Consider the following 25,502-nt stretch of genomic DNA (forward strand, 5'->3'; position numbering starts at 1 on the left):
GGCGCGGCCTTATCCAGCCGATCGGCGAGGTCGTCAAGGCAGACGCCGCTCAGTCCGGCGGCAGCAGGGCGAGCAGCGCTCTGGCAGCGACCTTCTTGTCGAAGACAAGCACGCTCCGGATCAGCTTCGCCTTTCCCGTGAGCTCCTCGCCCAGCGCGTCGCCCGTGATCTCGAGCCGGCAGGCCAAGAGGCGCTGCGGGTAGCGGGAGAGGAGCGCGTCGCAGTCGCGATAGAAGCGGGTGCTGCCGTCGTTCGCGAGGAAGAGGACGCGGGACGCGCGGGCGTTCTGCGGGCTCTCCGGGGCCTTGCGGGCCAGGGCGTCCAGCCCCTTTTGCTCGCCAGCGAGCCTGTCGGTGATGAGCTCGAGGCCGTGGCAGGCATGCTCGGCCGCGAGCGCGCCGCGGAGCTCGGCGGCCAGCGCCTCGGTCATCGGGAGAGTCGCCACCTGGTTTCTACCGCTCTCCCACAGCAGCCCTGCGTGCTTGGTGAGGAGAGCGGACACCGCGTCGTGGCGCGGATCGGCGACGAGATCTTTCGGCAGCTTGAGCACGTGTACCTCTGCGCGCACCCTATCAGAGCCGGCGACGGGTGACGACCGACGCGCCGGCGAGCCCCTCCGAGCCCGCCCGCCGGGCGCGTCCTGCGCGCGGCCCGAGGCGGCGCGCGCGGGAGGTGGTTCTGGGGCCGCCCGCGCCGCGCGTTCATGGCAGGCAGGGAGACACGCCGCGGGGGTCGCGGGCGCCGCGCGCGCGGGCGTGGCATGCTCGAGCTTCCGAGGGAGCTCCATGCGACGATTCGCCATCTCCAGCTTGCTGAGTGCGTGCCTGTCGAGCTGTACGGCCGCGCCGCCGTCCGCGCCGGGGGAGAGCGACGTCGAGGGGCCGCTGTCCCCCGCGACCTCGTGTCCGAGCCATGAGCTCGCGTTCACCAAGGACACCGGGTGCTTGAACGATGGATCCGTGGAGTTCTGCCTGCCGACGGGCGACGAGGCGCTCCTCGCCCGCGTGCGGGGCATCGCGCCCACGATCCAGGCGGGCTCGTCGAGAGGGCGCGCCAGCTGCGATGTGCCCGCGGAGACGCTTTACTTCTTCCCCACGGGAGACGCCGAGTGCGTCGCGCCCCACGGCGCGCTCGAGGACGCGGCGTGGGACACGCTCTGCCGCATCGCCGCGCTGCCCGAGGTGAGGGCGATCGTGCCGACGTGGTACGAGTGATCGGGGCGCATTGGCAGGCGCGACGGTGGGGAGCTGCCGGGCTCGTCCCCTGAGCGGCGCGGGCGCGCGGATTGAGGTAGAACGACGGCCCACATGACGCCGCAGGACCCCACGCGCCACGAGGCTCGCTGATGAAGCTCGCGTTCGACAACACCTATGCCCGTCTCCCGGACCGCTTTTACGCGCGCGTCTCCCCCGCCAAGGTCCGCGAGCCGCGCGTCGTGAAGGTCAACCGCGCGCTCGCGGAGGTGCTCGGGCTCGACGCGGACGAGCTCGCCTCGGCCGAGGGGGCGCAGGTGCTCGCGGGCAACGCGCTGCCCGACGGCGCGGAGCCGATCGCGCTCGCGTACGCGGGGCACCAGTTCGGCAGCTTCGTGGGGCAGCTCGGGGACGGCCGGGCGATCCTGCTCGGCGAGGTCGTCGGCAAGGACGGCAAGCGGCGCGACCTCCAGCTCAAGGGCGCCGGAAGGACGCCGTTCTCGCGCGGCGGCGACGGGCGCGCCGCGCTCGGGCCCGTGCTGCGCGAGTACGTCGTGAGCGAGGCGATGGCGGCGCTCGGCGTGCCGACGACGCGCACGCTCGCCGCCGTGACGACGGGCGAGCCGGTCTATCGCGAGGAGGTGCTCCCCGGCGCGGTGCTCACGCGCGTGGCGGCGAGCCACATCCGCGTGGGCACGTTCCAGTTCTTCGCCGCGCGGGGCGACCGGGAGGCGCTGGCCACGCTCGCCTCGTACGCGCTCTCCCGGCACTACCCGGACGCGGCGGGCAGCGGCAACGACGCGCTCGCGCTGCTCGACCGCGTCATCGAGGCGCAGGCGAACCTGATCGCGCGCTGGCTCGGCGTCGGCTTCATCCACGGCGTGATGAACACCGACAACACGTCGATCGCCGGCGAGACGATCGACTACGGGCCGTGCGCGTTCCTCGATGAGTACGATCCCGAGAAGAAGTTCAGCTCGATCGATCGGGGCGGCCGCTACGCCTTCGGGAACCAGCCGCGCATCGCCCAGTGGAACATGGCGCGGCTCGCCGAGGCGCTGTTGCCGCTGCTGGCCGACGACAAGGAGGAGGCCGTCCGCGTGGCGACCGAGCGCGTGCAGGGCTTCACCGGCCTGTTCATCGCGGCGCACGAGCGCGTGCTGCGCGCCAAGCTGGGCCTCGCGCGCGAGGAGGACGAAGACCTCGCGCTCGCCGCGGATCTGCTGGATCTGCTCGCGTCGAACGGCGTCGACTACACGGTCTTCTTTCGCCGGCTCTGCGCTGCCGCGGCCGACCCGGCCGCCGACGCGCAGGTGGCCTCGCTGTTCGCGGACCCCGGCGCCTTCCGCCCCTGGGCCGAGGCGTGGCGCCAGCGGCTCGCCAGGGAGGACGTCTCGCGCGTCGACGACAGCGCGCGGGCGAGCGCGATGCGGCTCGTCAACCCGGCGTTCATCCCGCGCAATCACCGGATCGAGGCGCTCATCCAGGCGGCCGTCCTCCGTGACGACTTCGAGCCCTTCGAGACGCTCGTGCGGGTGCTCGAGCGACCGTACGAGGATCAGCCGGAGTTCGCGCACCTGAGCGAGCCCCCGCAGGTGGAAGAGCGCGTGCAGCACACGTTCTGCGGGACGTGACGGCGGGGCGCGCGGCGCCCTCGCGGGCTTGCCACGCGGTCTCCCGGGATTAGGAAACGGGAGATGAGCACGAAACAAGACCAGAAGACCGCCGATCCCAGGGCCGCGGGGCAAGCAGGGGAACAGCGGCCGTCGAACGCCCAGAAGGATCCGCGCGACTGGAAGACGGGCGACGAGCCGATGACGGGCGCGCAGGCCTCGTACCTGCACACGCTCGCGGAGCAGCAGGGCGAAGAGGTCCCCGACGACATGACCAAGGCGGAGGCGTCCGAGAAGATCGACGAACTGCGGGACGCCGCGGGCGTCTCCGGCGGCGCGGGGGGAGCTGCCGGCGTCGAGAACACGCGCAAGGACCCCGAGCAGTGGAAGACGGGGGACGAGCCGATGACGGGCGCGCAGGCCTCGTATCTCCAGACGCTCTCCCAGGAGGCGGGCGTGGACTTCGACGCGAGCCTGACCAAGGCGGAGGCGTCGAAGCGCATCGACGAGCTGCAGGCGAAGACCGGGCGCGGGCAGAAGCTGCGGGAGTGACCGGAGGGGCGCTTCAGCTCGCCGCCCTGCAGGCGTCAGTCGTCGAACCAGAAGACCACACGTGTCGACGGTCCCTTCTTCCCTGCGACCGCGCTGACGTACTGAAACAGAAGCAAAAATTCGTCCGATGCCGCATCCAGATTGAACCGCGCGTGCTCGAGCGCCAGCCGGAGCTCGCGGACCGCGAGCCAGCTCGCTGAGTGCCAGTCAGGGTGGGCGATGCCCCGCGACCTGCCCCGAACTCGGCGAACATGTGGATGTCACAGCCCATCGCGCCTCACGCGATCCATGCGCCGAACGACTTTATCACGGCGGACCTCGTCCAGGGTGGCCATCGGTCGGCCACCAAACCCTTCCATCTCCGCAGGTAGGTGGCTCTGGGTGGCGGACAGGAGCTGGCCCAGGGGGTAGCCGCGGGCGCCGTGAGCCCAACCTGGGTCGGGTCATTGGCGCTTCGACGATTCCTCTATCCCATTGACGCGCAGCCCGATTTTGCGCGATCTATCGTCGGGGCCTCGTGCAGCAGAGGCGACAGAACTGACGTGTCGGGCCGCTGACCGCCGCTGATCTCGGTGCCCCAGGAGGATCATCATGAAGCGCATCTTCTGGGTGCGGCCCGCGATCGTGGCCGCCGCCTGTCTCGCCGTGTTCCATGTCGTCCAGGGCCGCGCGGCCCCGGGCACGGGGTCCGCGCGCTGGACCGTCTTTGGCAAGGACCTCGCCAACACGCACCACGCGCCCGCCGAGAACGACATCGGCCCAGCGAACGTCTCGTCGCTCTCCGTGAAGTGGGCCTTCACCACGACCGGCAACGTCCCCGCGACGCCGGTCGTCGACGGCAGGGCGGTGTACTTTCCGGACGGGGGCGGCAACCTGTACAAGCTCGACGCCGACACGGGGCTCCCGATCTGGACGCGCGCGATCGCCGATCTCACGGGCACGGCCGGCGCCATCTCGCGCACGAGCCCCACGCTCCACGGCCACATGCTGTACGTCGGCACCCAGGCCGGCGCCCACATGATCGCGGTGGACAGCCGCACCGGCGATCTCCTGTGGAAGACGCAGCTCGATGCGCACCCCGCGGCGATCATCACGCAGTCTCCCGTCGTGCACGGCGGCCGTGTGTACGTGGGCGTCTCCTCGCGCGAGGAGCTCTTCGCGGCGGACAACGCGTATCCGTGCTGCTCCTTCCGCGGCAGCGTGGTCGCGCTCGACGCGGTGACCGGGGAGCTGCTCTGGCAGCGCTACCTGGTCCCCGCCGGCTACACCGGCGGCGCCGTCTGGGGCGGCGCGCCCGCGATCGACCTCGGGCGCCGCACGTTGTACGTGACCACCGGCAACAACTACACCGTGCCGCCGGACGTCTCCGCGTGCGTGGAGGCCGCCGGCGACGACGCCCTCGCCGTCGAGGCCTGCCTCCCGGAGGACAACTACATCGATGCCGTCCTCGCGCTCGACCTCGACACCGGCGCGCTGAAGTGGGCGCGGCGGCTCCAGGGCTTCGACGCCTGGACCGGCGCGTGCTTCTTCGGCGGCGACTGGTGCCCTGATCCGGCGGGCCCGGATTACGACTTCGGCACGGGCGCCACGCTGTTCTCGGCCGGCGCGGGGGCGGAGCGCCGCGATCTCGTCGGCGCCGGCCAGAAGAGCGGTATCTTCTGGGCGCTCGACAGGGACGACGGGAGCGTCGTGTGGAGCACGCTGGTGGGCCCCGGCGGGGAGCTCGGCGGCATCATGTGGGGAGTCGCCGTGGACGAGAGCAGGATCTACGTGCCGATCGGCAACAACGGCCAGGTCGAGTACACCCTGGAGCCCTCCGGGCAGGTCGTCTCGTGGGGATCGTGGAGCGCGCTCGACAAGGCGACGGGCGACATCCTGTGGCAGACGCCCGATCCGACGCCGGGCGCGCAGGACAGGGGGCCGCTGACGGTCGCGAACGGCGTGCTCTATGCCGGCTCGATGAGCGGCAACGTGCACGCGCTGAACGCCGCGACAGGCGCCGTTCTCTGGAGCCATCCGGCCGACGGCTCCGTCACCGCCGGGCCGGCGGTGGTGAACGGCACGGTGTACTGGGGGAGCGGCTACCAGAGCTTCGGCATCGGCACGCCGGGCAACACGCTGTTCGCGTTCGGCTTGCCGTAGCGCTGCCCCCGCTGCCGGACGGTGGACACCGCCGCTCCGCGCGGCGGTGCGCCCTCCGCAGGGGAGGCCATTTCAGGCAGCACCGCTCGCCGCCGTGATGGCGTGTCCACCGATGCTCACGCTCGGCCAGGGGTGGCCGTCAGTCGGCCACGAAGCCTTTCCATCTCCGCAGGTAGCCGGCGAACGTCTCGGAGACGCCGCGCTCGTACAGCTCGGCGCGCGTGAGCGGCGGCCGCCGCGGCTGCCACGCGGGGTCGGCGATCCGCGCCGGCCAGTCGGGGTTGGTGATGGCGGCGCGCCCCAGCGCGACCGCGGTGGCGCCCCTGTCGAGGAGCGCCTCGGCCTCGGCGCGCGTCCAGACGCCGCCGGCGACCACGAGCGGCAGGCTCGCCCCCACCGCCTCGCGGAACAGCGGCAGCGGGTGCGCGTCCGGGCGCTTTTGCGAGGGCTTGCTCGAGTCCCACAGCGAGAGGTGGAGGAAGTCGGCGCCGTCCTCGACCAGCCAGCGGGCGAGCGCCAGGTTCTCGTCGAGATCGAGCCCCTTGGCCTGGCCCCAGTCCTCGGGCGACAGGCGCACGCCGACCACGAAGGACGCGGGCACGGCGGCGCGGACCGCCCGGAGGGTCTCGCGCAGGAGGCGAGCCCGGTTCTCCCACGCGCCGCCCCAGCGATCCGTGCGCTGGTTCTGGGTGGCGGACAGGAACTGGCCGAGGAGGTAGCCGTGGGCGCCGTGCAGCTCGACGCCCGCGAAGCCGGCGGCGAGCGCCCGCGCCGCGGCGTCGCGGAAGCGGTCGGTGGCGAGGAGGATGTCCTGCTCGGTGGCGGCGCGGGGGACGGGCAGGTCCGGCTCGGCGACGGCGCTGGCGCTCCACGTGGGCACGCCGGAGAGCCTGGGATCGGCCCGCAGGCCGCCGTGGAAGAGCTGGACGAGGCCCAGCGCGCCGGGGGCGGCGATCGCGGTCGCGAGCCGGCGCAGGCCGGGCAGCAGCCGGTCGGCGAAGATGCCGAGCTCGCCCTGCCAGGCCTGGCCGTCCTCGGCGACGTGGGCGGCGCAGGTCTCGACGACGCCGAAGCCGCCCTGCGCGCGGCAGGAGAGCCAGCGCAGCTCGTCGTCGCCCAGCGAGCCATCGTCGTGGCTTTGCCGGTTCGTGAGCGGGGCGAGCCAGACGCGGTTCCTGGAGGTGAGGCCGTTCGGGAAGGAGAAGGGAGAGAGCAGCGGTGAGGTCACGGGGCGGGGTCTAGCATTCGCTGGTGAGCCCTGCCCGCAACCTCGTCACGTCGACACCGGCGGACGGGAGCCACTCCAGAATGCCGTCGATGGCCCGCTCGATGGCGATGGGGTCGGCGCCGTCGCTGAGCATGTACTCCTCCGCGACGACCTGCCGTGGAACGTCGATCGCGAGCAGCGCCGCCGCAATGACAATCCCGGTGCGGTCTCTACCCGACGTGCAGTGCACGTAAACCGGCCAGGCGAGCCCGGGGGCCACGAGCACGGAGAGGGCCTTGCCGAGCCAGCTCCTCACCCGGCGCTGCCGCGTGTCGTAGTTCTCGACGTCATCGTCCGCGGCGACATGTACATACGTGACCCCGGTGAGATGACCGGGGTCGGGGCCGCGCCGCAGGTTCAGGATCGTACCGGGTGAACCGAGATCGCCGGCGGTCGTCATGAGGTCGAGTCGCCCGCCGCGGAGCAGTCGGCCAGCAGGGATCGGCGAAACGTCGAACCAGAGCCCGAGGGCTTCGCCCACATCTCGGTAATTGGCAGGTCGGAACGTCGCGCTCATGCGCCGCCCTTCCGTCGGCCGATCCTCCGGCGGGCCGTCGCGAGCGTCGGCTTCACAAGGCAAGAGCCATGTAGCGCGTGCCGGCCACCGGGTTGTGCCGGTAGGGAGGGACGTCCTTGAACCCGAGCGCCTCGTACATCGCCATCGCACGAGCCATCGACGGGAGCGTGTCGAGGTAGATACGCCGGTACCCGATCGCGCGGGCCTCGTCGAGCACCCGAGCGACGAGCCGCTGACCGAGTCCGAGGCCGCGCTGCCCCGGCTGTACATAAAGCCGCTTCATCTCGCAGTCGTCGGCGGTGACGGCCTGCAGCGCGACGCAGCCGCGCGGGACCTGCTCGACGGTACAGAGCAGGAGTCGACCCGACGGCGGGGCGTAGGATCCGGGCAGGCGCGCGAGCTCGCCGGCGAAGCCCTGGAAGCACAGGTCGACATCGAGCGAGGCCTGGTACTCGAGGAACAACGCGCGGACCTGCGCTATCTGCTCCGCGCTGGTGGCATACCCAATTTCGATCATCGACGCTCTCGTTGCCGCAAACGGGTGGGCACGACCTCGATGGTAAGCCAGGGCGACCTGCTGCGCCACTGTTCCCGACGTGCGCGTGCTTGACGGTGCGCATCCCACCCTGTGAGCACATGAAGCTCCCGGCGCGGCTCCGCGGTCCGGCGCCGAGGTCGAGCGGAAGGCCTCGCCGCTGCGCGACCGGCGAGCACCGGATCGGACATCGACTCCCCAGGTGCGCGCGAGTGCGCACTGACATCAAGCCTCGATCCAGGGAAATCTCGCTCGCCATCACGCTGGCGCGTCGGCCGGGCTGCGCTGGATGGTGCCTTGGGCGACACGCGTCCTGCGCGAGCGCGTGGCGAAATGCCGCAATGGGGCAGATGTGCAGCCCGCGCGTGGATGGTATCGACGGCTGATGAGGCGCCGTCATCGGACTCCAGCGCATTCTCACGAGCTCGTTGATTGTTATCCTTCCAACCAACGCTGAGCTCGTGCGCCTGGATCACGCTTTGCAGTCAGGCGGAGCATGCACCAACAACAAGCTATGCTCGGATTGGGAGTCATGGGCCTCGCGCTGACGCTCGGCTGCGTCGGCGAAGCTGGAACCGCCGAGGCGCTCGAGGAGAGCGCCCATGAATTCTCGACGACGCCTGGCGAGCCGAACCACGAGGAGATCACCCGCACCGCGCTGGCGTTCCTGAAGCCTGCCGTGCTCGACGCCTTGACGATCGGCAACGTGGCCACAGACGTCGAGTTCCACTTCGCCAATACTGCCCACTTCGATGACTGCAACTTCAGCGGAGGTGCCGCCTTCGTCGCCGCGAAGCAAGCCGAGGCCGTGCGGGCGCTGGGCCCGGGCATCGCGCTGCTGGACGGAGATGCCCTGGCCATGCTGGCCTTCGCCAATTCGCTTCACGCGGTACAGGACTTCTACGCGCACACGAACTGGGTCGAGCTCGGCGGCGACGTCCTCGTGGACCAGTCGCTCACCGCGTTCCCTGCGCTCAGGCCGTACTCCGCGATCCCGTCGACAGGCTTCGTCGTCGTGCAGGGCGCCAAGCCGAAGGGAATGGCCGTGGTTCGCGACGACGACGCCCCGTACCCGGACTATGCGGTCGTGACCGTCCGCCATCGGCGGACGACCGCCTATGGGCTCGTCTCGGGTACGGTGGACTACGAGGCGGGTGACTACTGTCCGCGCCCTGTCGCGATGACCCACGACGAGCTCAGCAAGGACAAGACCTCATTGGCTGGTCGCACGGCGCAGCACCTGGCCGCGAAGTCGCTCGCGACCCGACAGACGCGTCATGAGTGGTGCCGGCTGAATCAGCTCGCCCGCGACGCGTGGGGCGACGCCGGAACGCAGCGCCTCGCGGCGTGGGTGGCCGATCCGAGCTCGGCGCCCGACTGCAGCACCGAGTAGTCGCCCCGATTCTACCCCGTCGGGCCGAGCGCCCGGGCCATATCGCCCGAATCGACGTGGATCCAGCACTCCACGATCAGGCCATCACGGACCTTGTAGAAGCACGCGAGGGGAATCTCGAAGGGCTCAGCGGGCCCCGTGCCCAGGAACCGCCAGAGCGACGCCACCGACTCTCCCTCTCCGAAGAGCTGGTCCACCTCGCGCCGGTAATCGGGCACGAGGTTGTAGATCGCTTGATCCGCCTCCCTCGTGGCGTCGCGGCCCTGCTTGACCAGCTTCCCGTTCCAGTGCTCGCGGTATTCCTCGTGCAAGAGGCCATACACGGTGTCCAGGTCGTGCTTGTTCCACGCCTGACCCAGCTTTCGTACCACGTCGACCGATTTCTGCTGCATTGGATGTCTCCTCGGGCGCAGGGCGCCGTCGCGCCGGCGCCGGGGGCTGAGCACCCTGCGTGCCACGCGCGAAAGGCGCTTTTCTCCGGGATCTGCGGTGCGGGGTGCCGGCGCTGGCCTCCGTGTGCTGGAGGCTACAGCCGCCAGCCTTGCGGGCCGGGTTGCGCCGGCGCGGTGGAGCGTTCGGCCGTGCGCCGCGGCTCGGCCCGGAAGGGGTTCCACGCTAGACTGGCGAAGCGCTCATGGTCGAGCTCCTGCGCAACGCTCATTTCGTCGTGACCGTCGATCGCACGACGAAGATCGTGAGGGTCACGCGCAGCGCCGAGCCGTTCGATTCCATCGAGCAGATCCAGCAGGAGTGCCTCGCGGTCACCGACGCGCTCGCCATGGTGGACCGGAGCGCGATGTCGCTGTTCCTCGACATCCGGGCGGCCCCGGGGCGAAACGATCCGAAGTTCGAGGAAGCGACCCTGCAGCTGCGGACCGCCGCGGTGCGCGGCTTCGGGCGCGTGGCCGTCCTCGTGGGGACCTCCGCCGGGGCGCTGCAGGTCCGGCGCCATTCCCGCGAGGATGGCATCGATCGCATGATCAGCGACAGCGAGGAGGAGCTGATCGCCTACCTCACCGCCGTGCCGCGACGCCGCTGATCGCGGCGCTGTGTCGCTCCTCTTTCCGCGGGACGAGGAGCGCGGCCTGCCTATACTCGCGTCGTGCCCACCGCCGAGGAGATCACGAAGCACCACGAGCCAGCGCCCGGTCGGAGCCCGTGGGTGAACGGCCCACCGCCGCCGGCGCCGATCGTCGTCGTCGACCACGACGAGCGCTGGCCGCGGCTGTTCGACGTGGTCGCGCAGAAGATCCGCGCCGCCCTCGGCGACGCGGCGCTCGCGGTCGAGCACGTCGGATCGACCTCGGTGCGGGGGCTGGCCGCCAAGCCGACGATCGACGTCGACCTCACCGTCGCCGATCCCGCCGACGAGCTCTCGTACGTCCCCGCGCTATCGCGCGCTGGATTCACGCTGGTCATTCGCGAACCAGAGTGGCACGAGCATCGGTGCCTCAAGCTCGCCGATCCGGACAGCAACGTGCATGTATTCGGCCCCGACTGCCCGGAGGTGATCCGCCACCGGATGTTCCGCCAGTGGCTCATCGATCACCCGGAGGACCTCGAGCTCTATCGCCGGGCGAAGCTCGCGGCCGCATCCGAGATCTCGGCAGGGAGCGGCTCGGTGATGGACTACAACAGGCACAAGGAGCCGGTAATTCGCGCGATCTACGAGCGGATGTTCCGCGCGAACGGCCTCATTCCCTGACGGGCGACCGCGCACGCCGCGCGCCCGGCCGCCGGGCGATCGCCATCCTGGTGGCACGCCTCGTCGAGGGGCCGGGCTGGAGCGAGCACCCGGTGCAAAGGGGCGTCGTCGGTCGACGGCACCGCCGGTGGGGTGGGTGCGTTGACCCCACCGGCGCTGCCTGGCGTTTACCAGGCGTCGATCTCGTTCGAGAGCGGCACGCGCGCCGGCAGGCGGAAGAGGCGCGCGGCGAGCTGCTCGGAGAGCCCCGAGGCGAGCGCGTTGTACGCGCTGGCGTCCTCGTCGTAGCGCCGCCGCTCGATGCTCACCCGGTTGTCCGCGCCGGCGAGCTCCGCGTCGCGCTCGGGCGAGGGCGCCGCGCCCTCGTGGCGCGCGCGGGTGCGCTCCCGCCGCTCGACGACGTTCTCGACCTGCGCCCTCCTGCGCTGCACCTCGGCGCGCGCCTGCTCCAGCGAGGCGCGCGCCGAGAGGGTGATGCCGCCGAGCACGAGGACGATCCCCGCGAGGGCAGCGCCCGCCCAGCGGAGCCGCCGCCGCCCGGCGATCTCCTGCGCCGCCTCGCGCTGCCGCCGCGCCGCGAGCTCCTCCACCGCCCGGCGCACGTGGTGCGGCGGTATCTCGAGCTCGGCGCCGACGCGCTCGAGATCCTCGATGCGGAGCCGATCCTTGTCCGCCTCCGCCAGGCGCGCCGCGAGCGCGATCACCTCGTCGACGTCCTCGTAATCGATCTTCTCGGACGGCTCTGCTTCCCGCTCCATCGCGCGCGTCTTCATCGACGTTCCTCCTACCAGCTCGAGCTCGCCCCGCCGCCCCCGAAGGAGCCGCCGCCGCCGCTGTAATCGCTGCCTGAGGACGACGAGGAGGACGAGGAGGACGAGGAGGAGTACGACGAGGGCGAGTAGGACGAGGTTGAGCTCGACGCGGAGGACGAGCTCCACGACGAACCAGACGACGTGGCCGAGTTGTAGGGGCCGAGGAACCCTCCCACGGCCATCGAGCCCCCGATGAAGCCCATGAAGACCGCGTTGGAGAGCGACGCGTTCATGGCGTCCAGCGCGATCATGCCACCGGCGAGGGGGAGGGCGACGGCGAGCGCGACGCCGAGGGCCCTCAGGCACGATATCCAGAGTTCCTCCGGCTCTCTCTTTCGAAAGAGGCTCAGCCCGCCGAGCAATCCGACCAGCGTCGCCAGGAGCATCACGCCGAGGAATGGGCCTGCCTGCTTCGCCAGGTAGGTCGAGGCGGCGGCCTCGGAGCGCGCCCCATAGGCCCATGCCGGCGCGAACGCCGCGAGCCCGGGGACGACGATGAAGGCGACGAGGGCCATGCCGGCCACGCGCCATTTCCCGCGCCGGGCAGCCATGTGCCCCTCGGGATCGCCCAGCTCCGCCGGAGAGCGCGGCGCGCGCCGCGCGACGAGGCCGAGCAAGAGGCCGAACAAGGCACCCAGCATGTGATGAGCGACGTAACGCCCCAGGACGTGCTCCGACGGCGACCCGAGCAGCGCCAGCGTCCCCCCGGCCCCCGCTCTGTGGGTCGCCGTGAGCGCGACCAACCTGCCCACCACCAGGCGCGCGGCGCTGCCGTACTGCGAGCGCCGAAGATCGTCGCGGGAGTCGTCGAGGATCGTCCGGCAGATGCCGTCGGTCAGGATGTCCTCCAGGCCATAGCCCACCTCGATGCGCATCCGCCGGTCGTCGATGGCCAGCGTGTACAGGACCCCATTGTCCTGCTTCTTCGTGCCCCCGCCCCAGGCCTCGGCGATCTCCAGCGAGTAATCCTCGATGGGTACGCCGCCCGTGGTCCTCACGAGCAGCACCGCGATCTGCACGCCGGTCCTCTCGCGGTGCGCGAGGAGCTTCCGTGTGAGTTCGTCGCGTTCCTCCCGCGTCAGCGCGCCCGCGTGGTCGTTCACCGCGGCATCGATCGTCACAGCCGGCGCCGCGAGCGCTCGTGATGCTGTGAACAGCATCACGAGCACACCGAGCGCGGCGGCGAGGAAGAGCCGCACTCCGCGGCCATGCCCCACCACCGCCTCCACCCCAGGCCACCCTCCCGTTCGAATTGAGCTCATCCGGCGGAAGAGAACCCGGGTCGAAGGGGAGAGCAACACCGCAGCCCGGATCCGACGCGGGTCCGGCGGGGAGGGGAGGGCGGTACTCGACGGAGCGACAGCGTATCCCGTCATGGATGCTCCCCCGCTCCCTCCAGGCTGGAGACCGCGCCTGGCCCTCGAGGTATGGTGGTCGGCTCGCTCTTCTGGTAGTCTGTCGTCTCGTCGATCGCTCGGGCCGCAGCCACTCTCCAGGAGCCGGCGACCATGAAGCAGAGGAACAGCAAGGCGCGCCCTGCCCGCCCCGGGGCCGCAAAGAAGGGCCGACGCGACGCCCACAAGGACGCCGCGGGCCGCGTGCACCTCACGGTCCATCGCGACCCCGTGAGCGGGCAGGAGCGCGTTGCGCTCACGATCCCGGTGTTCCAGGAGGCGTGGCAGAACGACGTCGCGACGGCCGCGGCGAACACGGCCTATGCCGTCCTGCGCGGGGACCCGAGCGTGGACGGCGCGATCGAGCTCGCGCGGAACGCGATGGCGGCCACGTCGCGGCTCGCCGCGGGGCTCCTGGCGCGCGCGACCGGCGGCGCGGTGGCGTGCAGGGCGGGCTGCGACCACTGCTGCTATCAGGCGGTCGGGGTCACGCCGCCGGAGGCGCTCGCGATCGACGCGCTGGGCCGCGCGGCGCGCCGGGATCCGTGAGCGCGCTCAGGCCTTCAGCTCGGTGAACTCCCCCGGCTTGGTGATGCCGGCGTCCGCGTTCCTGCTGTCGAACTGACCCCATGTCTCGACGGGCCCGCCGCCCGCGGCCTTGCACCCGACGGCGTTCATCAGCGTCACATAGAGCCTGTTGATGGGGACGTTGCCGGCGTTCGAGCCCGTACCGAAGCCGACGCTGGTGTCGTCGCCCGTGCAGTCCGCCTCGCTGTTGCCGGTGCCGAGCGTCCTGCCCTCGAGGTTCACGACCTGGCCCTGCTTGAGATAACCCCCCGCGCTGCCCGCGATCACGATGGGCAGGTTGTTCGTGTTGTGGGCGTTTCCGTCGGCCAGCTCCGGGAGCCACATCGTGGCGGTGTTGTCGAGCAGCTTGCCGTCGCCCTCCACGATGCTGTCGAGCAGGGTGACGAGCCGCACGTACTTCTTCGCGTACCAGGCGTCGATCTCCGCGATCATGTCGAGCACGCCGTTCTTGCAGGTCCCGCCGACCTGGAACGACCCGTTCCGGTGCGAGAGGCCGTGGTGGTCGGCGTCGTGCTGGATGCCGTCCCAGCCGAAGGTCACGTAGCCGGGATACATGAGGATGATCGACCGGTTCATGTCGCAGATCATGCTCAGGGCGATGAGGTTCATCATCATGTCCCCGCCGGCCGTGAACGAGGTCGTGAGGCCGCCGCCGAACCCGCCGCCCGAGCTGGCGTCGTTGACCGCGCTGGCCGTGACGCCGATCGTGGCCGCTGTCGCGTCGGTGCACGCCGCGGGGGTGAGCTGCTGCTCCGTGCTGCGGAGCAGATCGAGCCAGTCGCTGACCCGGCGCTGGTCGGCCTTGCTCATGTTGAGCGACTGGTAGCTCCGGAGGTCCTCCCGGACGAGATCGATGGCGCTCTCCCCGCGCCGGACGCGGTAGTCTCCCTCGGTCATCGCCCCGCCCCCGAAGAGCCCGGTGAGCTGGTTGTACACCGTCTTGGGGTTGACCACGGCCGGGAAGGCGGTGTTCGGCGCCGAGAAGGACAGCACCTCCTTGATGCTGGTGCTCGACGGCCCCACCGACAGCACCAGCGGGCTCGCCCCGCCCGGGTTGATCTGCCTGGCGATCTCGTGGTCGAGCGAGTGGGACGTCGCATACCGCGTCTTGTCGTCGTTGATGAGCGCGCAGGTGAGCTTCGAGCCCATCGCCTGATCGTGCGGGTCGATGGTCTGGATCTCCGCGTAGGAGTTGAACATCTTCAGGCCGCGCGGGAACAGCAGCTTCGACGCGAACGGCGTCAGCCCGGCCAGCGTGGTGCCCGCGAGGTGCTCGGCCGTGAGGGGGCCGTCCTCGATGGTCGGGAACCAGCGGTTGGTGAGACATCCATTGTGGGTGTAGAAAATCACCATGCGTCTGGGCGCCGACGACGCGGCGGGCTGCGCCTTGACCTCCTTCTCGTGGAGCGAGCTCAGGAACGGAGCCGCGAGCGCGGCGCCTGCAACACCCTTCAGAAAGACTCTGCGCTTCATGGGCCTACTCCAGCTCAATGGCTCGGGTCCGGAACGACGGAGACTGCGTGAGGTCCGTCACGAGATCGAGGATCGTGTAGCCTCCGGCGGTGATCTTCGCGGTCAGATCGTTCACCGTGCACGAGTCCAGCGGGTGGCCATCGCGCTCGTAGGCGTACGAGACCCACTTCTGCGCGTACTGGCGCTGCGCGTTCCGGGAGGCCGCGAGCTTCGCCATCAGATCGGCCGGGGTCGCGACCTTGACGGGCTCCCCGTCGATGCGCACGTCCGCGACCGTGTCGATGGGCGCGCCGGTGGACGCTTCGTGCGTCTGCCACGCCCCGACGGCGTCGTACGCCTCCATCACGAACCCCGGCGGGTTGATGAAGCTGTGATGGCAGGCGGCGCAGGCGGCGCCCGCCGTCTGCGCGTCCACGCGCTTGCGGTTCGTGTCGAGGTCGGCCCCTTCCGGGAGCGGCGTCTCGAGCGCGCCGGGGGGCGGGGTGCCCGGGTCGATGCCGAGCACGTCCTTGGTGATGAACACGCCGCGGAGGATCGGCGAGGTGCGGTTGTACGACGAGTACGCGTTGAGGAAGCCCACGCGCGTCAGGAACCCCGGCCGCTGGATCGGGTCGAGCGTGACCTCCCGGAAATCGGGCCCGAAATCGGCGGGCTTCAGGCCGTAGAGCGGCGCCGTCGCCGCGTTCACGAAGGCGATCGGGCTGAGGAAGAAGTCCTGGAACCCTCCGCCGCGCGTGAAGGCCACATGATCGAAGAAGCGCTCGGTCTCTTCCGCCATGATCGGGATGAGCGAACGATCGAACGCGGGGAACATCGTCGTGTCCCGCTGCGCCGAGTCCCAGCGCGTGTTCGGCCCGAGCTCGAGGTAGTATCGATGGAAGCTGGCCACCATCTGCCGGGCCCTGGGGTCTTGCAGCATCCGCTGGGCCTGCGCCAGGATCTGCGCCGGGGTCGATAGCTGTCCCTGATCGGCGGCCTGGTTCAGCGCCTCGTCCGGGATCGTCCCCCAGAGCATGTACGAGAGACGGGACGCGACCTCGTGGTTCGACAGCGCGAAGCTCCCGGCGTCGCCGGGCGCCTCCGTGATCTCCGCGCGCTGGATGAACGACGGGGAGATCAGGAACATGTACAGCAGCGCCTCGGCGACCTCCTCCGGGGTCCCGTTCTCGGTGATCTGGGGGCCTTTCGCCGCGATCGCGTCGAACCTCGCCACCTCCGCCTGCGTCAGCGGCCGGCGGAAAGCGCGCCGCCCGAACTCGACGATCGTGTCGTGCAAGCACGCGGCGCCGTCGCCGCTGGGCGTGCACTTCAGGAAGTTTCGCTTGAGCGCGGGGTCGGCCATCACCTGCGCGGCGATCATCTCGGCCACGGACATGTACGAACTCCAGCCCAGATCCGTGAGGCTGCCTGCCTGGTCCGTCGCCAGCAGCGTCGACGGCGCCACGTTGCCCGACGCGGCGAGCGCCGTGACGCCCAGGAGATCGCGGACCGTCCTGTCGTACTGCGCGTTCGTCAGGCGCCGGATCTGGGAGGTCGGCGCGATTCCTGGCTTGCACTCCGTGCCCCCGTTCGGAGAGCCCGGAGAGCCCGGCTTGCCGTCCGCGCCTCCGGCGGGACTCTCCCCGCCCGGCCCGGTGTCGGCCGGGTCGTGGTCGTCTCCGACCGAACCCACACAGCCAGCCGCGAACGTCGCGGCCGCGATGATGCCGCTCCTCCAGGTGTACATGGCGCTCACCTCAGGTGTTGTGTCCAGCTCAGAGAACCTAGACAGAAGCAGCGAGGGCGGTTTTTGCGACCAGCAAGGGAAGGCCGATCGAGCCGCTGCTCCTCGCGTCAATCATCATCTCATGTCGGGATGATGAACGGCAATGCCGTCTCCCGGAGGCGATCTCATTTTGTGGCGTTCGACGATCCAATTTTCTATCAAAACATCGGGACATCTCGACGTTCAGGCTCACAAGACATCCGGGGGACATCTCGACGTTCAGCATCGAAGCTGACCTCCTCTGCGGCCGCGTGGCGCCGTCCGCGGGCGCGCTGTCGCGCACGACGTCATCCCTGGCTCCGCCGCGTCGCGCGCCGAGGTGACGCGCAGGTACGTGCGGGGCGGATCCCGCCCAGCGATCCCACGGCTTCACGTCGAGGGTAAGAGCCGAGGACCTGGCGGCGTCTCATGGACGCGGCGTCAGTGCCGCTTTCGACCTGTCGAGGAGGCCAGCATGAACGGCAACCATTCCATGGCCGCAGCGTCGCTGCTACGGGCTCTGGGTTCCGGGGAACGAACGGCGATCGACGCGTGGCTCGGCCGTGGGGCGCTGGTGACGCTGAGGTACGGGCTCATCCTGATCCTGCTGTATTACGGCGCCTTCAAGTTCACGGAGGCCGAGGCCCGCGCCATCGAGCCGTTGATCGCGCCGAGCCCGCTGCTCGGCTGGACCTATGTGTTCATGGGTGTGCAAGGGGTTTCCAGCGCGATAGCTGTGACTGAGATCCTCATCGCGTCGTTGATCGCGCTGCGCCCATGGTCGGCCAGAGCCTGCGCGATCGGCAGTCTGGCGGCGGTGCCGACATTCGTCATGACGTTGAGCTTTCTGTTCACCACCCCGGGCATCTGGGTGGACGTGCCTGGCTTTGCGCTGCGCGTGCCGAACGAGCTCGGCGCCTTCGTGCTCAAGGATGTGTTCTTGCTCGGCGCAGCCCTGCTCAGCGCTGCCGAAGCCCTCGCCGCGTCTCGGCAGGCGCGCGCTGCATCCTGAACACCGGCGGCGAGCTGCCCGGACCGCCGTGGCGCACAAGCCGCGTCGGGCGAAGTCTCATCGACGTTCTTCCTACCAGCTCGAGCTCGCCCCGCCGCCCCCGAACGAGCCGCCACCGCCGCCGTAACCGCTGCTCGAGGACGATGAGGAGGAGGACGAGGAGTACGAGGGCGAGGAGTACGAGGACGACGACGCAGAGGTCGAGCTCGAGGCGGAAGACGAGCCCGAGGACGCCGCCGAGCCGCTGGCGGGCAGGAGGGTCATGGCCGGGAAAATGCCGAACAGGAAGCACATGAAGAGCGCCAGGAAGAGCGACGCGTCGGTGGCGACGAACCCGAACAGCCCAGCGGCGAACGGGACGACAATGGCGATCGCGAGGCCGAAGAACCTCAGGCGGCGTATCTCGGGTTCCTCCGGGGCTCTCTCCAGGAAGAGGCTCCGTCCGACGACCAGGCCCATCAGCGTCGCGATGAGCATCACGCCGAGGAGGGGGCCTGCCTGCGTCCTCAGGTAGGTCGAGGCGGCAGCCTCGGAGCGCGCCCGGTAAGCCCAGGCCGACGCGAACGCCGCGAGCCCTGGGATGATGAGGAAGGTGAGGATGGCCGTGGCGACGCTGAGCAGCTTCCCTCGCTGGGCCGCCACGTACCGCTGGAGATCGCCAAGCTGCGCAGGGGAGCGCGGCCCGCGCCGGACCACGAAGCCGAGCAGGAGGCCGGACAGCACACCCAGCGTATAATGGGCGACGTAACGCCCCAGGAGCAACGCCGCAGCCCGGATCCGACGCGCGGCCGGCGGAGCAGGGGAGGGCGGTGCTCGACGGAGCGACAGCGTATCCCTTCATGGATGCTCTCCCGCTCCCTCCAGGCCCTTCGAGCCGGCGCGCGGCGCCGACCCGGGGAATGCTCCCGATCCGGCCGCCCGACTGCGCGACGCCAACCAACGTCGACGACCGCCGCCGTCGGCCATCGGCAACGATTCCCGCACGACTGGCGACCCCGGTCCGTAAGTGCCTTGAGTTCGATGCGGCATTACGGACACAGCTCGATGGTCGTGGTGGATTTGTGGCCTTCAAATTTGATTTTATGTGTCGAACCATGGTGGCCCATGCCGTCATGATGCATTAGAGTCGCGCACCGATGCACAACCGCTCTGACCAGTTCGCGAAGAACTTGCTGCGCGACGGCCTGAGCCTCGTCTCGGCGGCGGAGACCGAGGTCGAGGTGCTGGCGGCGACACAGAAGATCGACGTCTACAGCGTGCCTGATCCCGCACGGGAGGCCGAGCGCGCCGCTATGGGGCTGCTCGGCGAGCTCGCGGCGGAGCCGAGCCTGTTCGAGCCATTCCACAGCACGCCGAGCCTTCGTCAGGTCCGGCAGTGCTTGCGCAAGCAGCTCACCTGGCATCACGAGCTCGAACGCCGCGCCCGCTCTGCAGCTGGCGCCGTCGTGCCGGACGAGGACGCTGACGCGCCGCCGCAGCCGGCGGTGGACTTCCCTGCGCTGGTCGTCATCAGCCCGGGCCGTCCTGAGACGGTGCTTGGCGCCTACCGCTGCGAACCGGTGCAAGCAGGCGTCTACCATGCCGTGCCGGGCCTGGCGATGCGCGTGGTGGTGCTCGCGGAGCTGCCCCGGACGCGTGCGACGCTGATGCTGCGGCTGCTCGGCTCAGGCCGCCTCCTGCGCGAGGCGGTGGCGGATCTGGTGGCGCTGCCGGACGATGCCTGGGAGAGGAGCATCGCCACGCCGCTGCTGGTACACTTCCGGCTCGCAAGGCAGGAGCCGACGACCGACGAGGAGGACGATGTGAGCGCAGAGATCCGGGCGTGGTTCGAGGAGTGCCAGCAGAAGCTTCGGGCCGAGGCGCGGAAGGAGGGCCTCAGGGAAGGCCGCGACGAAGGGCTCAAGGAGGGCCGCGACGAAGGGCTCAAGGAGGGCCGCGCCGAGGAGGGGGCTCGTGCCGTGCTGACCACGCTCCGGGTTCGCGGTATCGCCGTGCCGGACGCCGCGCGGGAGCGCATCCTGGCCGAGAAGGATCCGGAGACCCTGGAACGGTGGCTCGAGCGGGCCATCGTCGCCGCGTCGCTCGCCGAGGTCCTCGACCCGCCGAGCTGAGCGATCCGGCCAGGATATTCAGGACGGCGCCTGAGACATCCTCTCCTTCGATCTCGCGATCTCGAAATGGGTTCAAGCAGGCTGCGGCGAGGACCGCGCCTGCTATCTGGCGAACGCCGACAGGCGGCGCAGCAGCCCGGAGAGCTGCGGATACATGTCCCTGTAGATCCCCAGCAGCGCCGCATACCGCCGCCGGCGCTCGCCATCGGGCTGGAACGTCGCCATGGCCCTCCCGCGCATCGCCCTCGCGGCCGCCTCGATGCTCCCGGCCAGCCCGGCCCCGGCGGCCGCGCACATGGCGGCGCCGAGGCACGCCGCCTCGACCGTCTCGGATCGCTCCAGGGCCACGCCCGTCGCGTCGGCCACGACGCCACACCAGAGGTCGCTGGCGGCGACGCCGCCGACCGCGGCGAACTCCGCGACCTCGATCCCCGCCGCGCCGCGCATCAGGTCCAGCACCAGCGCCTGCTCCAGCGCCACGCCCTCGATCAGCGCGCGGTACACGTGCCCGCGCCCGTGCGCGTCCGTCAGGCCCAGGATCGCGCCGCGGGCGTCGACGTCCCAGTGGGGGTTCATGGCGCCCTCCCAGTAGGGCAGGAGCAGCAGGCCGTCGCTGCCGGGCGGCAGCGACGCCGCCTCCGCCTCGATCGCGGCCATCGCGGCCCCGTCGCGCGGATCGACGCCCAGCAGGCGGCGCAGGAACCAGTCCGAGAGCAGCGCCCCGCTGCGCAGGCTGCTCTCCAGCACGTAGCCGCGGCCGGAGGCGCTGGTCATCGTGCGCCAGGCCGGGTCCTGCCGCGCCTCCGGGCAAAAGACGCCGAACACCACCGCCGTGCCGAGGTTCAGGTACGCGCGCCGCGGGTCCAGCGCGTCGACGCCGAGCCCGGCCACCTGGCCGTCGCCGCCGCCGGCCAGCACCGGCGTGCCCGCGCGCAGCCCGGTGGCCGCCGCGGCGGCCTCCGACACCACGCCGAGCGGCGCGCCCGGGGGGAGCGCCTCCGGCAGCCGGTCGGGCGTGACGCCGACCGCGCCGCAGAGCTCCTCCGACCAGCGGCGCGCGCCGATGTCGAAGAGCGCGAGCGGGTCGGCGCTCGCCCAGCTCGTGCGGGCGCGCCCGGTCAGCGCCCGCACGAGGTAGGCCTGCACGTCGCAGAAGAGGGCGGTGCGGCGGTGGATCTCCGGCTCCTCCTCGGCCAGCCAGGCGATCTTGGGCAGCGCCGGGCCGAAGTCCGCGGCCTTCCCGGACAGCGCCCTGAGCCGGCCTTCCCCGATGCGGCGGACCAGGGCGCCGAGGTGCCCGCGCGCGCGCCCGTCCAGCCACAACATGGCAGGGCGCAGCGGCTCGCCGTCCGCGTCGAGGCAGGCGAAGGTCTCGCGCTGGTGCGCGATCGCGAGGCCCGCGATGCGGCCCGGGTCCACCGCGGCGGTGACCTCCGCGACCGCCTGGCGCAGGGCGCCCCACCAGTCCCGCGGATCCTGCTCGAACCGGTCGGGCGCCGGCCGCGCCAGCGAGAGCGGCGCCCGGCCGAGGGCCAGCAAGCGGCCCTGCGCGTCGAAGGCGGCCGCCTTCGCGGCCGTGGTGCTCAGGTCGACGCCGAGGACGAGGTCGGCCCGCATCGCGCCTGTCAGCAGCCAGGAAGGTGAGGTTGACAGGCGATCACCGGGGCAGACTACAGTGCGCGTCGCGCCGACACAATTCACCTCGGCGCGGCCGGGCTGCCCGCCCGGCGGCGAAAGAGGAGCGTGAAGCGGTGCGAGCAACCATCATCCACGGCATCCGCGACGTCCGGCTCGGCGACGTCGAGCCCCCGCAGCCGCGCGACGGCATGGTGATGATCCGGGTCGCGGGCTGCGGGATCTGCGGCAGCGACCTGCACTACTACCTGGAGGGCGGGATCGGCGCCGCGCAGATTCACAACCCCTTCGTTCCGGGGCACGAGCTCGCCGGCTGGGTCGCCCAGGACTATCCCGAGCTGGGCCTGTCCAGGGGGCAGCTCGTCGCCGTCGACCCCGCGCGCGCCTGCGGCCGCTGCGAGTGGTGCCATCGCGGCCACGTGAACCTGTGCCCCTTCGTGGCGTTCCTGGGCGCGCCGCCGCTCCACGGCGGCATGGTGGAGCAGATGGCCGTGCACCCCGATCAGATCGTGCCGGTGCCCCGCGACTTCTCGGTGCGCCGGGCGGTGATGCTGGAGCCGCTGGGCGTCGCGGTCCACGCCATCGACCTGGCGCGGCCGCGCCTGCAGGAGACGGTGGTGGTGCTGGGCTGCGGGCCGATCGGCCTGTGCCTCGTCCAGCTCGCGCGCCTGGCCGGCGCCGACCGCGTCTTCGCGGTCGACCCGGTCGCGTACAGGGCGGAGGCCGCGCGCCGGCTGGGCGCGCACGACGCGGCGCCGACGTTCGCGGCCGTCGCGGAGTGGACGGGCGGCCGGGGCGTCGACCTCGTTCTCGAGGCCACCAACGCGCCCGAGGGCTTCCACCACGCCGCCGAGGCCGCGCGCATCGGCGGGCGCGTCCTGCTGGCCGGCATCCCCGAGGGCGACGGCTACGCGCTGCCGGCGGCGCTGTGCCGCCGCAAGGGGCTGAAGGTCAAGTTCTCCCGGCGCATGGGCCACGTGTACCCGCGGGCCATCCGCCTGGTCTCCGAGGGGGCGGTGGACGTCGATTCGATCGTCACTCACCGCTTCGACCTGTCGGACGCCGCCGAGGGCTTCCGCCTGCAGGCGGACTGCCAGGACGGGGCGCTGAAGTCGATCATCGTGCCGGAGGACGGCGACGCGCCGTTCTGATCCGGGCACCCACGAAGTCCATCGTCGTGAGTACGACCGCACGTGAGCAGGGCGTTCGCTCGAGCGCAGAGGGCTGCTCGTCGCTGGAGCGAACGCCTGTCGGGCTGGACGCCGCGCTCACCTGCCCAGGATGACGCGGAAGATCTTCTCGTTGCTGTTGTTGGGGACGCTGTCCGTGCCCCCGGTGTTGGTCGTGGTCAGCCAGAGGTTGCCATCGAGGGTGGGCTCGACGGTGCGGAGGCGACCGTGCGTACCCACCAGGAGCTGCTGCACGTTCGTCAGGCTGCTCCCGCTGATGACCGCGCGGTACATCCGCGTCCCCCGCTGGCATGCGGTGTAGAAGACGTTGTTCACGATCGCGATCCCGCTGCACGAGCCCTCGGAGGTCGGGTACGTGCGCTCGGGCGCGATGTAGCCCGCCGTGCCGCAGCCGCTGCCGCCTTGCGAGACGGTGCCCTCGCAGTTCGGCCAGCCGTAGTTCCCGCCCTTCTGGATGAGGTTGGTCTCATCCATCACGGTATTGCCGAACTCCTGCTCCCAGAGCCGGCCCTCGGAATCGAACGCCAGCCCCTGCGGATTGCGGTGTCCATAGCTCCACACGTGGTTCCCGAACGGGTTGTCCGACGGGACCCTGCCGTCAGGCTCGATCCGCAGGATCTTGCCGCTGAGGCTGCTCGTGTCCTGCGCGGAGCTCGCGTTCTGCGCGTCACCCGTGGAGGCGTAGAGCTTGCCGTCCGGCCCCCACCGCAGCCGGCCGCCGTTGTGGTACTTGTTGCGGGCGATCCCCGAGACGAGCACCTGCTCGGTGGACGTGTCGAGCCTGGCGGCGGACCCGTCTCCGATGACCTTGATCCGCACGATCCGGTTGTCCGACGGCGACGTGTGCATGATGTACAGCCATCGGTCGGTCGTGAACGTCGGCGCGATGGCCAGCCCCATCAGGCCGCCTTCGCCGTCCGTGCCCGCGACGTTCGGCACCGTGCCGATCGAGGTCTTCGCGCCGGTGCCCGGGTTGAGATGGACGATGTCGTCCGCGTCCCTCCGGCTGTAGAGGATCGTGCCGTCCGGCAGCGAGACGAGGCCCCACGGGAGATCGTTGTCGGTGGCGATCTGGACGACCTCGCAGATCGCCGTGCTGCAGGCGCTCCCCGTGGTCACCGAGGCGGTGCCGCTCGCGGGCGACGCGTTGTTCTGCGCGTCGCGCGCGATCACGTGATACGTGTAGGCCGTCGCCGCTGTCAGGCCGCTGTCGACGAAGGACGTCGCAGGCGGGGTCGCGCCAGAGCCGGTGACCGTGCCGACCTTCGCGCCATTGCGATACACGTCGTACGCCGCGACCGCGATGTTGTCGGTCGACGCGCTCCACCGGAGCGTCACGCTGGTCCCGGACGCGCTGCCGGTCAGGTTGGTCGGCGCCGTCGGAGCCTGCTCATCGACCTCGCAGTGCGGCGTGGTGAGCCGCAGCGTCTCGCTCGCTTGCGAGACGTTCCCCGCGGCGTCGACCGCGTTGACGTAGACCCCCCAGCTCACCCCCGGCGACACGGTGATGCTCGTCGACAGCGTGGAGCCGCTGACCGACGTCATGAGCTGGCCGTCGTGGTAGATGTCATAGGACGCGACGCCGGCGTCGTCGGTCGACGCCGACCAGGACAGCGTCGCCGAGCTGCACGTCACATTGCTGGCGCTCAGGCTGGAAGGGGGCGTCGGCGGCTCGGTGTCTGTCTCTTCTTCCGCGGGCAACGACCATCGCTGGTTCGTCCCGCCGTGGCAGGTATACAGCTGGACGGGGGTGCTGTTGGCCGTCCGCCGCCCCTCGACGTCCATGCACAGCCCGGACTGCTGGCCGACGATGGAACCGTCCGCGTTCGTCCTCCATTTCTGGTGAGGCTGTCCGGTGCAATTGCCGATCACCACCCTGGTCCCGTTGGTGGTCCCGCGGCCCGCCGCCTCGACGCACCTGGTACCGCCATAGACCTTGATCTCGCCGGCTTCCGTGAACGTGAAGGACTGGTTCTCCCCTCCATTACAGTCGTAGATTTGCACCGCGGTGCCCGTCGCGGTGCTCCTCCCTTTCACGTCCAGGCAGCGCCCGGACCCGACGCCCCTCACCGTGCCGGTCGCCACGAGCGGCGCGTCGTCGGCGCTGATCGCCTCGGTATCCCCGCCGGATTCATCGATGCAGCCGGCAGGGAAGAGCGCCAGCGTGGCCGCTCCGGTCATCCAGTACCGTTGTCTCCGAGCTGTCCTCATGTCGCCCCATCCATGGTGTTAATCCGTTGTGCTCGCCGGACGGCCAGCCCCAGGCGCGGCTGAGGCGACGTCTCGGCATACATCTCGTACGATCTCGTCCGATCTGGCTCGCGACGGATTTCGACAATCGACGGTGATCGCGCGGCTACGCCGATGAGCTTGCTTACTATCATGCTCGACCCGCGGCGCAACGCATTTCAATGCATGATCATGGGAAGGAAAATTTTCGAGCGATCTTGCGTCGGTATGTCTGGAGTTGCCCGTTGCCAGCGGAAGAATCGATTGCTTCTCGGTGCAGTCAGCGTACCAGCGCTCCTGCTCGCCGCCGCGCCTGGCCGGCGAGCGTCGTGTGGCGCAAAAGCGCCTCAGTGAGCGCGGTAAGGCGCAAAAGCGCCTCACTCGCGGGCGCCGCCGC

The 25,502-nt window shown here is 70.6% G+C and carries 23 protein-coding genes; 11 read left to right on the forward strand and 12 right to left on the reverse strand.

Annotated elements, in window-relative coordinates; all coding sequences use genetic code 11:
• Nucleotides 1-49 precede the first annotated feature (49 nt).
• Complete coding sequence (locus tag WME76_RS00890; RefSeq protein ID WP_437958331.1) at nucleotides 50-550, reverse strand: hypothetical protein; 501 nt, start codon at nucleotides 548-550, stop codon at nucleotides 50-52.
• A gap of 235 nt (nucleotides 551-785) precedes the next feature.
• Between WME76_RS00890 and WME76_RS00895 the strand changes: the two genes are divergently transcribed.
• The 4 genes from WME76_RS00895 to WME76_RS00910 all read left to right on the forward strand — a co-directional run bounded on the left by WME76_RS00895 (nucleotide 786) and on the right by WME76_RS00910 (nucleotide 5,500).
• The gene (locus tag WME76_RS00895; protein ID WP_437958332.1) at nucleotides 786-1,214 is read left to right on the forward strand and encodes a hypothetical protein; all 429 of its coding nucleotides are present in this window, start codon (nucleotides 786-788) and stop codon (nucleotides 1,212-1,214) included.
• 131 nt (nucleotides 1,215-1,345) lie between these two features.
• Complete coding sequence (locus WME76_RS00900; RefSeq protein ID WP_437958333.1) at nucleotides 1,346-2,827, forward strand: protein adenylyltransferase SelO; 1,482 nt, start codon at nucleotides 1,346-1,348, stop codon at nucleotides 2,825-2,827.
• A gap of 63 nt (nucleotides 2,828-2,890) precedes the next feature.
• Entirely contained in the window at nucleotides 2,891-3,358 is a 468-nt protein-coding gene (locus WME76_RS00905; RefSeq protein WP_437958334.1) for a DUF3072 domain-containing protein, read from the forward strand.
• Between the two features lie 591 nt (nucleotides 3,359-3,949).
• A complete protein-coding gene (locus WME76_RS00910; protein ID WP_437958335.1) occupies nucleotides 3,950-5,500 on the forward strand; it encodes an outer membrane protein assembly factor BamB family protein in 1,551 nt (516 codons plus the stop codon).
• 139 nt (nucleotides 5,501-5,639) lie between these two features.
• On the opposite strand, the gene WME76_RS00915 is transcribed toward WME76_RS00910, so the two are convergent.
• Genes WME76_RS00915 through WME76_RS00925 form a run of 3 tightly spaced genes read right to left on the reverse strand, consistent with a single transcriptional unit; the run spans nucleotide 5,640 to nucleotide 7,801 of the window.
• Nucleotides 5,640-6,728, reverse strand: coding sequence for a HisA/HisF-related TIM barrel protein (locus WME76_RS00915; RefSeq protein ID WP_437958336.1), 1,089 nt, complete (start codon nucleotides 6,726-6,728; stop codon nucleotides 5,640-5,642).
• Between the two features lie 10 nt (nucleotides 6,729-6,738).
• The gene (locus WME76_RS00920) at nucleotides 6,739-7,284 is read right to left on the reverse strand and encodes a tyrosine-protein phosphatase (protein WP_437958337.1); all 546 of its coding nucleotides are present in this window, start codon (nucleotides 7,282-7,284) and stop codon (nucleotides 6,739-6,741) included.
• Nucleotides 7,285-7,336: 52 nt separating this feature from the next.
• A complete protein-coding gene (locus WME76_RS00925; protein WP_437958338.1) occupies nucleotides 7,337-7,801 on the reverse strand; it encodes a GNAT family N-acetyltransferase in 465 nt (154 codons plus the stop codon).
• 550 nt (nucleotides 7,802-8,351) lie between these two features.
• Between WME76_RS00925 and WME76_RS00930 the strand changes: the two genes are divergently transcribed.
• Entirely contained in the window at nucleotides 8,352-9,212 is an 861-nt protein-coding gene (locus tag WME76_RS00930; RefSeq protein WP_437958339.1) for a hypothetical protein, read from the forward strand.
• An 11-nt stretch (nucleotides 9,213-9,223) separates the two neighbouring features.
• On the opposite strand, the gene WME76_RS00935 is transcribed toward WME76_RS00930, so the two are convergent.
• On the reverse strand, nucleotides 9,224-9,604 hold the full coding sequence (locus WME76_RS00935; RefSeq protein WP_437958340.1) for an ester cyclase: 381 nt from the start codon (nucleotides 9,602-9,604) through the stop codon (nucleotides 9,224-9,226).
• A 242-nt stretch (nucleotides 9,605-9,846) separates the two neighbouring features.
• Between WME76_RS00935 and WME76_RS00940 the strand changes: the two genes are divergently transcribed.
• The gene (locus tag WME76_RS00940) at nucleotides 9,847-10,251 is read left to right on the forward strand and encodes a hypothetical protein (protein WP_437958341.1); all 405 of its coding nucleotides are present in this window, start codon (nucleotides 9,847-9,849) and stop codon (nucleotides 10,249-10,251) included.
• A 63-nt stretch (nucleotides 10,252-10,314) separates the two neighbouring features.
• Entirely contained in the window at nucleotides 10,315-10,917 is a 603-nt protein-coding gene (locus tag WME76_RS00945) for a GrpB family protein (RefSeq protein ID WP_437958342.1), read from the forward strand.
• Nucleotides 10,918-11,084: 167 nt separating this feature from the next.
• Here WME76_RS00945 and WME76_RS00950 read toward each other — a convergent pair whose 3' ends face one another.
• Both WME76_RS00950 and WME76_RS00955 read right to left on the reverse strand, forming a co-directional pair.
• Entirely contained in the window at nucleotides 11,085-11,690 is a 606-nt protein-coding gene (locus tag WME76_RS00950) for a hypothetical protein (RefSeq protein ID WP_437958343.1), read from the reverse strand.
• A gap of 11 nt (nucleotides 11,691-11,701) precedes the next feature.
• Entirely contained in the window at nucleotides 11,702-13,030 is a 1,329-nt protein-coding gene (locus WME76_RS00955) for a TPM domain-containing protein (protein WP_437958344.1), read from the reverse strand.
• Between the two features lie 207 nt (nucleotides 13,031-13,237).
• On the opposite strand from WME76_RS00955, the gene WME76_RS00960 reads away from it, so the two are divergent.
• Entirely contained in the window at nucleotides 13,238-13,672 is a 435-nt protein-coding gene (locus WME76_RS00960) for a hypothetical protein (protein ID WP_437958345.1), read from the forward strand.
• Nucleotides 13,673-13,678: 6 nt separating this feature from the next.
• Here WME76_RS00960 and WME76_RS00965 read toward each other — a convergent pair whose 3' ends face one another.
• A complete protein-coding gene (locus tag WME76_RS00965) occupies nucleotides 13,679-15,184 on the reverse strand; it encodes a DUF1552 domain-containing protein (protein WP_437958346.1) in 1,506 nt (501 codons plus the stop codon).
• Nucleotides 15,185-15,188: 4 nt separating this feature from the next.
• Nucleotides 15,189-16,910, reverse strand: a complete 1,722-nt coding sequence (locus tag WME76_RS00970; protein WP_437958347.1) for a DUF1592 domain-containing protein — start codon at nucleotides 16,908-16,910, stop codon at nucleotides 15,189-15,191.
• A 493-nt stretch (nucleotides 16,911-17,403) separates the two neighbouring features.
• Between WME76_RS00970 and WME76_RS00975 the strand changes: the two genes are divergently transcribed.
• On the forward strand, nucleotides 17,404-17,940 hold the full coding sequence (locus tag WME76_RS00975; RefSeq protein ID WP_437958348.1) for a DUF417 family protein: 537 nt from the start codon (nucleotides 17,404-17,406) through the stop codon (nucleotides 17,938-17,940).
• A gap of 72 nt (nucleotides 17,941-18,012) precedes the next feature.
• Here the strand turns inward: WME76_RS00975 and WME76_RS00980 are convergent, their stop codons facing one another.
• On the reverse strand, nucleotides 18,013-18,663 hold the full coding sequence (locus WME76_RS00980; protein ID WP_437958349.1) for a hypothetical protein: 651 nt from the start codon (nucleotides 18,661-18,663) through the stop codon (nucleotides 18,013-18,015).
• A gap of 413 nt (nucleotides 18,664-19,076) precedes the next feature.
• On the opposite strand from WME76_RS00980, the gene WME76_RS00985 reads away from it, so the two are divergent.
• Nucleotides 19,077-20,051 (forward strand): hypothetical protein, encoded by a 975-nt coding sequence (locus WME76_RS00985; RefSeq protein ID WP_437958350.1) that lies wholly within the window; start codon nucleotides 19,077-19,079, stop codon nucleotides 20,049-20,051.
• 102 nt (nucleotides 20,052-20,153) lie between these two features.
• On the opposite strand, the gene WME76_RS00990 is transcribed toward WME76_RS00985, so the two are convergent.
• Nucleotides 20,154-21,668 carry a xylulokinase gene (locus tag WME76_RS00990; RefSeq protein WP_437958351.1) on the reverse strand — a complete coding sequence of 505 codons (1,515 nt, stop codon included), beginning with the start codon at nucleotides 21,666-21,668 and terminating at the stop codon, nucleotides 20,154-20,156.
• A 134-nt stretch (nucleotides 21,669-21,802) separates the two neighbouring features.
• Between WME76_RS00990 and WME76_RS00995 the strand changes: the two genes are divergently transcribed.
• A complete protein-coding gene (locus WME76_RS00995; RefSeq protein ID WP_437958352.1) occupies nucleotides 21,803-22,837 on the forward strand; it encodes a zinc-dependent alcohol dehydrogenase in 1,035 nt (344 codons plus the stop codon).
• A gap of 117 nt (nucleotides 22,838-22,954) precedes the next feature.
• Here WME76_RS00995 and WME76_RS01000 read toward each other — a convergent pair whose 3' ends face one another.
• Nucleotides 22,955-25,057: a lectin gene (locus tag WME76_RS01000; protein ID WP_437958353.1), complete on the reverse strand. Its 2,103-nt coding sequence runs from the start codon at nucleotides 25,055-25,057 to the stop codon at nucleotides 22,955-22,957.
• Nucleotides 25,058-25,502 lie beyond the last annotated feature (445 nt).

Origin of the sequence: Sorangium sp. So ce119 (assembly GCF_051524405.1) — a bacterium.
Classification (GTDB): domain Bacteria; phylum Myxococcota_A; class Polyangia; order Polyangiales; family Polyangiaceae; genus Sorangium; species Sorangium cellulosum_G.

Coding starts and splice junctions, on each gene's coding strand:
- WME76_RS00905 (WP_437958334.1), top strand. CDS start 2,891: ATGAGCACGAAACAAGACCAGAAGACCGCCGATCCCAGGGCCGCGGGG.
- WME76_RS00965 (WP_437958346.1), bottom strand. CDS start 15,184: ATGAAGCGCAGAGTCTTTCTGAAGGGTGTTGCAGGCGCCGCGCTCGCG.
- WME76_RS00970 (WP_437958347.1), bottom strand. CDS start 16,910: ATGTACACCTGGAGGAGCGGCATCATCGCGGCCGCGACGTTCGCGGCT.
- WME76_RS00920 (WP_437958337.1), bottom strand. CDS start 7,284: ATGAGCGCGACGTTCCGACCTGCCAATTACCGAGATGTGGGCGAAGCC.
- WME76_RS00990 (WP_437958351.1), bottom strand. CDS start 21,668: ATGCGGGCCGACCTCGTCCTCGGCGTCGACCTGAGCACCACGGCCGCG.
- WME76_RS00950 (WP_437958343.1), bottom strand. CDS start 11,690: ATGAAGACGCGCGCGATGGAGCGGGAAGCAGAGCCGTCCGAGAAGATC.
- WME76_RS01000 (WP_437958353.1), bottom strand. CDS start 25,057: ATGACCGGAGCGGCCACGCTGGCGCTCTTCCCTGCCGGCTGCATCGAT.
- WME76_RS00900 (WP_437958333.1), top strand. CDS start 1,346: ATGAAGCTCGCGTTCGACAACACCTATGCCCGTCTCCCGGACCGCTTT.
- WME76_RS00960 (WP_437958345.1), top strand. CDS start 13,238: ATGAAGCAGAGGAACAGCAAGGCGCGCCCTGCCCGCCCCGGGGCCGCA.
- WME76_RS00910 (WP_437958335.1), top strand. CDS start 3,950: ATGAAGCGCATCTTCTGGGTGCGGCCCGCGATCGTGGCCGCCGCCTGT.
- WME76_RS00935 (WP_437958340.1), bottom strand. CDS start 9,604: ATGCAGCAGAAATCGGTCGACGTGGTACGAAAGCTGGGTCAGGCGTGG.
- WME76_RS00930 (WP_437958339.1), top strand. CDS start 8,352: ATGGGCCTCGCGCTGACGCTCGGCTGCGTCGGCGAAGCTGGAACCGCC.
- WME76_RS00895 (WP_437958332.1), top strand. CDS start 786: ATGCGACGATTCGCCATCTCCAGCTTGCTGAGTGCGTGCCTGTCGAGC.
- WME76_RS00925 (WP_437958338.1), bottom strand. CDS start 7,801: ATGATCGAAATTGGGTATGCCACCAGCGCGGAGCAGATAGCGCAGGTC.
- WME76_RS00985 (WP_437958350.1), top strand. CDS start 19,077: ATGCACAACCGCTCTGACCAGTTCGCGAAGAACTTGCTGCGCGACGGC.
- WME76_RS00975 (WP_437958348.1), top strand. CDS start 17,404: ATGAACGGCAACCATTCCATGGCCGCAGCGTCGCTGCTACGGGCTCTG.
- WME76_RS00940 (WP_437958341.1), top strand. CDS start 9,847: ATGGTCGAGCTCCTGCGCAACGCTCATTTCGTCGTGACCGTCGATCGC.